The sequence below is a fragment of the Alphaproteobacteria bacterium genome, assembly GCA_030740435.1.
In the GTDB taxonomy this organism is placed as follows: Bacteria; Pseudomonadota; Alphaproteobacteria; order UBA2966; family UBA2966.
Genome location: JASLXG010000200.1, coordinates 1 through 7,494 on the forward strand (window position 1 = coordinate 1; position 7,494 = coordinate 7,494).

The 7,494-nt window shown below is 68.6% G+C and carries 6 protein-coding genes and 1 tRNA gene; 1 reads left to right on the forward strand and 6 read right to left on the reverse strand.

Features of this window, described 5'->3' with window-relative positions:
- Nucleotides 1-4: 4 nt before the first annotated feature.
- From QGG75_19165 to QGG75_19180, 4 genes are all read right to left on the reverse strand, one after another.
- Nucleotides 5-81 (reverse strand) — tRNA-Met (locus QGG75_19165).
- A gap of 99 nt (nt 82-180) precedes the next feature.
- Entirely contained in the window at nt 181-1,101 is a 921-nt protein-coding gene (locus tag QGG75_19170; GenBank protein ID MDP6069350.1) for a hydroxymethylglutaryl-CoA lyase, read from the reverse strand.
- 13 nt (nt 1,102-1,114) lie between these two features.
- Nucleotides 1,115-1,909: a hypothetical protein gene (locus tag QGG75_19175; protein MDP6069351.1), complete on the reverse strand. Its 795-nt coding sequence runs from the start codon at nt 1,907-1,909 to the stop codon at nt 1,115-1,117.
- Nucleotides 1,910-2,000: 91 nt separating this feature from the next.
- Nucleotides 2,001-2,813: an alpha/beta hydrolase gene (locus QGG75_19180; GenBank protein MDP6069352.1), complete on the reverse strand. Its 813-nt coding sequence runs from the start codon at nt 2,811-2,813 to the stop codon at nt 2,001-2,003.
- Nucleotides 2,814-3,014: 201 nt separating this feature from the next.
- Between QGG75_19180 and QGG75_19185 the strand changes: the two genes are divergently transcribed.
- On the forward strand, nt 3,015-3,515 hold the full coding sequence (locus tag QGG75_19185; protein MDP6069353.1) for a flavodoxin: 501 nt from the start codon (nt 3,015-3,017) through the stop codon (nt 3,513-3,515).
- On the opposite strand, the gene QGG75_19190 is transcribed toward QGG75_19185, so the two are convergent.
- Together QGG75_19190 and QGG75_19195 are read right to left on the reverse strand one after the other, a co-directional pair.
- Nucleotides 3,512-5,551 (reverse strand): hydantoinase/oxoprolinase family protein, encoded by a 2,040-nt coding sequence (locus QGG75_19190; GenBank protein MDP6069354.1) that lies wholly within the window; start codon nt 5,549-5,551, stop codon nt 3,512-3,514. The two genes, QGG75_19185 and QGG75_19190, sit on opposite strands and share 4 nt — an antisense overlap.
- Nucleotides 5,552-5,553: 2 nt before the next feature.
- Nucleotides 5,554-7,224 carry a hydantoinase B/oxoprolinase family protein gene (locus tag QGG75_19195; GenBank protein ID MDP6069355.1) on the reverse strand — a complete coding sequence of 557 codons (1,671 nt, stop codon included), beginning with the start codon at nt 7,222-7,224 and terminating at the stop codon, nt 5,554-5,556.
- Nucleotides 7,225-7,494: the final 270 nt, after the last annotated feature.

Consider the following 7,494-nt stretch of genomic DNA (forward strand, 5'->3'; position numbering starts at 1 on the left):
TTTTTGGTTGCGGGGGCAGGATTCGAACCTGCGACCTTCAGGTTATGAGCCTGACGAGCTACAGGGCTGGCCCACCCCACGCCGGGATTGGCCCAGTAGGGGCCCGACTAATCACCAACGCTTCTGGCTTTTTCGCCGTGACGCGCTCGGTCTTGCTTCGGCAGTCGAGGAGGCGCGCGCTTACTCCGCCGCTTCCTTCGCCGCCACTTCGGGAAACAGTCCGGCCTTCATGACCAGTCCCGGCAGCGGTTCCTCGAAGTAGCCTTCGACCCAGGCCGCGGTGTCGAGCAGGGCCTCGAGATCGAGCCCCGTGTCGAGCCCCATGTTGCGCAGCATAAATCCCAGATCCTCAGTGGCGATGTTGCCGGTGGCCTTCGGCGCAAAGGGGCAGCCGCCGATGCCGCCCAACGACGAATCGAACACCTTCACCCCGGCCTCGACGGCCGCGGCGGCGTTGGCGAAGCCGGTGTTGCGGGTGTTGTGGAAGTGACAGCCCAGCGTCATGTCCGCGCCCACGGCGTCACGCACGGCGCCGAAGCGTTCCTTGACCTGGGGCGGCACGCCCGAGCCGATGCTGTCGGCCAGGCCAATCTCGCCGGCACCGCCGGCGGCCAGGCGCTTGGCCAGGCGCACCACTTGTTCCAGCGGCACCTCGCCCTCGAAGGGGCAGCCAAAGGCGGCGCCGATGGCGGCCGAGAGTTTTATGCCGGCGCCTGTCACCTGGGCCGCGATGTCGTCGTAGCCCTTGAGCGTCTCGGCGATTTCGCGGCCCTGGTTGCGCTGGTTGAAGGTCTCGCTGGCGATAACCACATAGCGCACCTCGTCGACGCCGGCGGCGATGGCGCGTTCGGCACCCCGGGCGTTCAGCGCCAGGCCCGCAATCTGCACGCCCTCGGGCCGCTTGATGCCGGCCATCACGGCCTCGGGATCGGCCATCTGCGGCACCCGCTTGGGGTTGACGAAGCTTACCGCCTCGATGCGCGGCAAGCCGGCCGCCGATAGGCGGTCGATGAACTCGATACGCTCGGCCACGCTCCAGATGCGGGCGGCATTTTGCAGGCCGTCGCGGGGGCCCACGTCGCAGATTTCGATCGTCCTCACGTCAAGGACCTCCTTACTTGAAGAATGCCGTGCGCGGCGGCGGCACCTGGGCCACCTGGTCCTTGGTCACGGGCTGGAAGACGACGCGGTCGAGCATCAGTCCGGCATCCAGCGGTGCCGAGGCGGATCTTGCCACCTTCCAGGTGGCGAGCTTGCCGAAGACCTCGACGTGGCAGGTGATCAGGCTTTTGCGACCGCAGAAAAAGAGCAGGAACTGCTGCTCGAAGGGATGCAGTTTGGTGCCCTTGGCCGGGATCATCCAGTGCTGCGCCGGCTCGCCCTCGGAGCTCGCCACCAGGGCCAGGGTGAACTTCGGCAGCTGGCCCTTTTTCACCCGGCCGGGCAACTGGTTGAAGAACACGGTGGCGCTGAGCTGCACGCGGTCGCCGAATTTTTCGACCAGCGGCGCCAAATCCTGGGCCGTGACGTTGGCCTTGCCCACCCCGGCGCCATGCAGCGCCTCGATGGTGGCGGCACGGTAGAGGCTTTTGTCGATGGGCGGCAGCTTCTGGGCCAAAAGCGTGCTGTTCTGGGTGTAGCCCTGAAAATACTGCTGGCGCTGCTGGCCGGTGAGCTTGTTGACGAGGGCGGCCATGCCCTTGGCGCTCTGCTGGCATTGGGCCAGCAACTTGGGATCCTTGATCTTCCAGAGCTTGCATTCGGCCAGGCGATCGCGCGCCGCCTGGACGGCGTCATCCTGGCGCTGGCTCTGGTACAACCAGACGCCGGCGCCAATGATCGCCAGCGCCACGAAGGCCAGGACCAGGCTGCGGATCGGCAGTTTCCGGGGTTCGCTTTCTTCGTCCATCGTTCCCTCCCTAGTGTCCTGCAGCACCTCGAAGGATAGGCCAAAATGGGGTCCTATCCAATCCATCATCTGCCAAACCAGTTGCGCCGAACTAGCGCACCTGGGCAGCGATCAGCCTGGCCACCGCTTCGGGGTGGCTCAGCGTCAGCATGTGGCCGGCCTCGGCCACGGTCTCCAGGCGGGCACCCGGGATGCGCTGGGCCAGCAGTTCGGCCAGGCGGCCGTGGACGGCGTCGGTCCTGGCCCCGCGAACCACCAGGGTGGGCACCTGGAGGACGGCGCAGTCGGCCAGCGTGAGCGCAGCTCCGTGGTTGGCGGCCAGACCGGCGGCCACGGTCTCGGCGATGCCGAGGAAGCGTTGGCGGACCTCGGGCGCCATCCCGGCCCAGGCCCCCGGGGTGCCGTTGTAATAGTCGATATAGGTCTCCAGCGCAGTCTCGTGCCGGCCCGCTTCGACGTCGGCGATGTAGCGCCGGTTGACGTCCTCGACCTGGGCCGCAAGATCGGTCTCCCCGGCCTCGGCCAGCAGCGGATAAGGCGCCGCCTCGATCAGAGTCAAACTGGCGAAACGCTGGGGCCGGTCCAGCATCATTTGCAAGGCGATGGCGCCGCCATAGGAATGGCCGATCAGATGCACCGCCTCGCTTGAGCTCTCATGGGCGATGATGGCCGAGACCGCCGCCGCCTCGTCGTCCATGGTGATGGCTCCGGGACCGGCGAAGGGCTCGGTATCGCCATAGCCCGAGGGGTTGACGGCGAGGCAGCAAAAGTCGGGCGCCAGGCGCTCGGCCACCCGGCGCCAAGCGGCGGCCGGGCTGGCGCCTGGCGGCAACAGAACCAGCGGCGGCCCGCAGCCACATTTTTCGTAACTGATGCGCCGGCCGGCATGTTCGATCGTGGGCACGATTCCGTCCTTCCCTGCCGGCCGCGAGCCTAGCCCCTGGGCGCCGCTTTGCGCTAGCCTGTTGCCATCACGAGCAGGGGAACCTTGCCGCCATGACCCGCCGCGCCTTTCTCAAGTTCCTCGCTCTCGGCGCCGCGTTCACGGCGCTGGTGGGCCGGGCGCGGACACTGCTGGCGGCGCCCGGCCGCTGGCCGGGCCCTGGTGGTCGTCTATTCCCGCAGCGGCAACACCGCCGCCATGGCGGCCGAAATCGCCGGCCGCCTGGGGGCGGCAACCCTGGCCATCCGGGCGCCGGCCTACGGCGACGATTTTTTCGGTTGGACGCGGGCCAGCTATGACGCCTGGAACAAGTTGGCCTCCGAGATCGAGGTGCCGGACCACGACCTCGCCCCTTACGATTGGATTTTCCTGGGCTCGCCGATCTGGTGGTACCGGCCCTCGCCGCCGTTGTGGAGCTACCTCGAGGCAAGCGACCTGGGCGGCAAGAAAGTGGTGCTGTTCAACACCTTCAACAGCCGCTTCAAGGACGAAGAAATCGCCGAGTTCCGCCGTCTGGTCGAGCAAAAAGGCGGGCAACTGGTGGATCACGTCTACGTCCGCCGCGGCCGCGTCTACGACCAGCTCAGTCGTGACGAAATGCTGGCCGAGATCCGCGCCCGGCTGGACGAGAGAGCGGACACCCCACCTTTCGCCGGGAACTAGTCGATACGGATATCCAACCAGCGTTCGGCCGTCGCCGTGGCTTCGTCGCCCGGGCGCAGCAGCACCGTGGTGGTATCGGATTCAACCATGGCCGGGCCGGCGATGACCTGGCCCGCCGTCAGTTCGCGGAAGTCGTAGACCGGCACTTCAACCCAGTGGCCCAAGTGAATGCGGCGCCGCCCACGCGGCTCGGCCGACGCGCCGGCCCTGGCGCGGGGCTCGCGGGGCAGCGCCGGCAGGGCGCCGATGGTGGCCAGGCGGGCGTTGACCAGCACCGGATCCTGGTCCTCGAGGCTATAGGTGTAGAGCGCTTCGTGGCGTTTCTCGAAGGCGTCTTTCAGGCTCTCGATGAGGTCCGGGGCGGAAAAATCTATGCCGTCCAGCGGCACGTCGATCTCGAAGATCTGCTCGCCATAGCGCATGTCGGCGGCGCGCCGGCTCTCGATGGGGCCATCGAACCAGGCTTCCAGGCGCTGGCGCCCGGCCGCCGCCATGTCGTCGTAGAGGGCGCGGATGGCGGCAGCATCGAGGGCCCCTGTATCGCCGATGTGGGTGCGGATGCTCTCCAATCTGAGCTCGGTCGCCAACATGCCCCAGGCCGACAGCACCGAGGCCACCCGGGGCACCACGACGCGGCCCAGATTGAGCTGGCGGGCCAGCTCGCTGGCGTGCAGGCCGGCGGCGCCGCCGAAGGCCAGCAGCGCGAAGCGGCGCGGATCGACACCGCGGCGCACCGTGGCCAGGCGCACGCCCTCGGCCATCTGGGTGTTGACCACTCGGTGCACGCCCTCGGCCGCCGCCACGCCGTCGACGCCAAGCTGGCGGCCCAGATCGTCGAGCGCAGCGAGAGCCGCGGCCCCGTCGAGCCGGCGCCGGCCGCCGAGAAAATTCTCGCCATCTAGGTATCCCAGCACCAGGCTGGAATCGGTCACGGTCGGCGCGGCACCGCCCTGGCCGTAGCAGGCCGGCCCCGGCACGGCACCGGCGCTTTGGGGCCCCACCTGCAGGATGCCGCCACGGTCGACAGCGGCGATGGAGCCGCCACCGGCGCCCAGCGTGACGATGTCCAGGCTGGGAAGCGCGATGCGCTGGCCCACCACATCACGGCCGCCGGCCAGCGTCGGCCGGCCCTCGACGATCAGCGAGATGTCGGTCGAGGTACCGCCCATGTCGAAGGGGATGAGGTCGTTTACGCCGGTGAGCGCCGCGGCATGGCGGGCTCCGGCGACGCCGCCGGCCGGTCCCGAAAGCACGGTGCCGACGGCCAGGCGGATGGCCTCGGCCACCGGCGCGACGCCGCCATGGGAGAGGATGACCAGTAGCGGGCCTTGGTATCCGGCCTCCTTCAGGCGCTCTTCCAGGCGTCCCAGGTAGCCCTCCAGCGTCGGCGCCACGTAGGCGTTCACCACGGTGGTCGAGAGGCGTTCGTATTCCTTGATCTGGGGCAGCACCTGGCTGGAGAGGCAGACCGGAACGCCGGGCAGCGCCTCGGCCAGGCGCCGGCCTGTGGCTTCCTCGTGGCGGGGATCGCGATAGGCGTGCAGGTAACAGACCGCTACCGAGGCCACACGGTGGCGCTTCAGCAGCGCGATGGCGCGGTCGAGCGACGCCACATCGAGCGGTATCTCGACGCTGCCGTCGGCGCGCAGGCGTTCGCGCACGCCGATTCTGAGGTGCCTGGGCACCAGCGGTGCCTGGCGCGCCAGACGCAAATTGTAGCGTTCCGGCTTGAGGCCCTCGCGCATCTCCAGCACGTCGCGGTGGCCCTCGGTGGTGAGCAGCCCGACACGCGCGCCCTTCTGCTCCAGCAGCGCATTGGTGGCCACCGTGGTGCCGTGGACGATGCGCTCGGCGAGGCCCAACAGCGCCGCCCGCTCGAGCCCCAGCGCCGCCGCCAGCTCGGCCAGCCCGTCCATCACGCCGAGCGAGGGATCGGTCGGCGTCGAGGCCGCCTTGGCCAGTGTCACCTGCCCCGTGTCGTCGACCGCCACCAGGTCGGTGAAGGTGCCGCCGACGTCGATTCCCAGGCGATACATGATCAATCCGCCCGGACTTGGCCGCGGCGGCGGCGCACGAAACCGTTGCGCCGGTCCTCGGTGCGGGCCTCGGGGCTGCGCTCGGCGGGATCGCCCCAGCCGCCGCCGCCGGCCGAATGGACCTCGAAGACGGTGCCCGGCGGCACCTCGATACCCTCCTGCTTGGTGCTGAGCGCCTGTCCCCGCTGCCCCGGCCGGCGCATCACATAGCGGTGCGGCGCCCCGTTCGCGCCGCCTAGAAGACCGGGGGAGCCGTGGCGAATACCCTCTCCGGCGGTGTTGGCCAGCGCCGGCTCCGCGGTATCGAGGCGCAGCTCCATGTCGACCCCGGCGCCGCCCACGTAGCGGCCGTCGCCGCCCGAATCGGGGCGGAACTCGTGGCTCAGGAAGGTGAAGGGAAAGCGCGCCTCGACCACTTCTAATGATCCGAACTTGAGGCCACCGGTGGAGTGCCATTCGCCCGAGCCGTGCCAGCCGTCGCCGCCGGGTGAGGCACCGGCCCCGGGCCGGGCGTGGAACATGTGCCAAATGAAGGGTTTGCCGTTGCGCGGATCGCGGCCCCTGAGGGCGATGCGGAAGCGCCGGCCCCAGCCGGCCATGGCGCGGTCCGGGCAGGCCGGCGCCAGGGCCTTGACGACGGCCTCGACGATCTCCTGGGAGCAGTGGCTGGTGGAAAACGTCACCGGCGCGCCGGGGTGGGCCCAGACCACGGTGCCGGGTTTGGCCAGCACCGTTACCGGGCGCAAGGCCCCGTCGTTCTTGGGCGTCTCGGGATCAAAGAGGAATGCCAGGGCCATGGCCACGGCGGACTGCATGTTGGCGTGCGAGGAGTTGAGGAAGCTGGTCACCTGGGGGGCCGAATCGCGAAGGTCGATCTCGAGCTCGCTGCCATGGATGGTGGCCTTGGCCCGGATGGCGATGTCGCGGTTGCCGCGGCCGTCGTCGTCGAGCAGGGCTTCGCCGTGATAGACGCCGTCCTTCCAGGTCTCGATAACGGCCCGGGACTGGCGTTCGGCGCCGTCGAGGATCTCCTTGACGGCGGCCTCGACCTGGTCGGCGCCGAATTCGTCCATCAGGCGCCCGAGGCGCCGCTCGCCCAGGTGCACCGAGCCGATCTGGGCCGCCAGGTCGCCCTGGAAGTCGCGCTCGTGGCGCACGTTGGCCGAAAGCATTTGCATGAGATCGCGGCGCGGCTCGCCGCGTTCGTAAAGCCTGAGCGGCGGCAGCCTGAGCCCTTCCTGCCAGATCTCGGTGGCGGCGGCGTTGTAGGCGCCGTGGGTGGCGCCGCCGATGTCGGAATGATGGGCCCGGTTGACGGTCCAGAACAACAGCCGCGGGCCGGCGAAGACGGGTACGAAGGCGGTGATGTCGGGCAGGTGGCTGCCGCCGAAATAGGGGTCGTTGAGCAGGAAGACGTCGCCCGCATGCACGTCGTCGGCGAAGAATTCGCAGACCGCGCGCACGGCCCAGGGCAGCGCGCCGACGTGCACCGGGATGTGCTCGGCCTGGGCCACCAGGCGGCCGTCCGCGCCGCAGATGGCGGTGGAGAAATCGCGGCTCGAATTGAGGATCTGGGAATAGGACGTGCGCAGCATGGCCTCGCCCATCTCCTCCACCACCGCCACCAGGCGGTGCTGGATGACCGAGACGGTGATGGCATCGACGTCGCTCATGGAATCATCCTGGATGACATTTACGCTGCTGCCGGGCTTGGCCGGGGGCGAGTTTATGTCGGCCTCGGCATCGCCACAACGGTGCGCCAATCGACGTCACCTACCGCAGACCGTGACCCGGTGAGAAACGCGGGCTAGGGCCTGTTGACATTTAAGGGATTCCCAAGAGCGTCAAAAAGTGATTCAAACTTCCTTTTGCAAGGAGGTTTTGATGAACACGGGACGTTTCGTCATCAGGGATGAGGTCTGGGAAAAGGTTTCCCCCCATCT

Excerpts from the sequence above, each read along its gene's own strand:
- QGG75_19195 (MDP6069355.1), bottom strand. The coding sequence starts at position 7,224 with ATGAGCGACGTCGATGCCATCACCGTCTCGGTCATCCAGCACCGCCTG.
- QGG75_19190 (MDP6069354.1), bottom strand. The coding sequence starts at position 5,551 with ATGTATCGCCTGGGAATCGACGTCGGCGGCACCTTCACCGACCTGGTG.
- QGG75_19175 (MDP6069351.1), bottom strand. The coding sequence starts at position 1,909 with ATGGACGAAGAAAGCGAACCCCGGAAACTGCCGATCCGCAGCCTGGTC.